The 413-nt window shown below is 73.8% G+C and carries 1 protein-coding gene; it reads left to right on the top strand.

Annotation, left to right across the window (positions count from 1 at the left end):
- Positions 1–14: 14 nt before the first annotated feature.
- Positions 15–413: LacI family DNA-binding transcriptional regulator (locus G3I71_RS48795; protein ID WP_164325425.1), on the top strand; the 399-nt coding region annotated here is incomplete at its 3' end.

The raw sequence follows: 413 nt of genomic DNA, 5'->3' as shown, positions 1-413 counted from the left end.
TAGAGTCGACATCCGTGGACACCACGACCTCCGCCCGGCGCCGCCCCACCATCCGTGACGTGGCCGCGGCCGCCGGCGTCTCGCGCGGCACGGTGTCCCGCGTCATCAACGGCGGCCACTGGGTGTCCCCCGAGGCCCGCGAGGCCGTCGAGCGCGCGATCGCCGAGACCGGCTACCGCGCCAACCAGCACGCCCGGTCGCTCGTCACCGGCCGCAGCAACTCCCTCGCGTTCCTGCTGACCGAGCCGCACCACCTGCTCTTCGCCGACCCGACGTTCTCGATCCTGCTGCGCGGCGCCGCCGAGGCGCTCAGCGAGCGCGGCATGACGCTCATCCTGCTCGTGGCCGGCACGCCAGACGAGCGCGAGAACGTCGCGCAGTACGTGGGTGCCGGGCACGTCGACGGCGTCCTG

This window comes from Streptomyces sp. SID12501 (assembly GCF_010550245.1).
Taxonomy (GTDB): domain Bacteria; phylum Actinomycetota; class Actinomycetes; order Streptomycetales; family Streptomycetaceae; genus Streptomyces.
The sequence above is the reverse complement of the archived record's forward strand: the minus strand, read 5'-3'. Positions and strand labels throughout refer to the sequence as shown.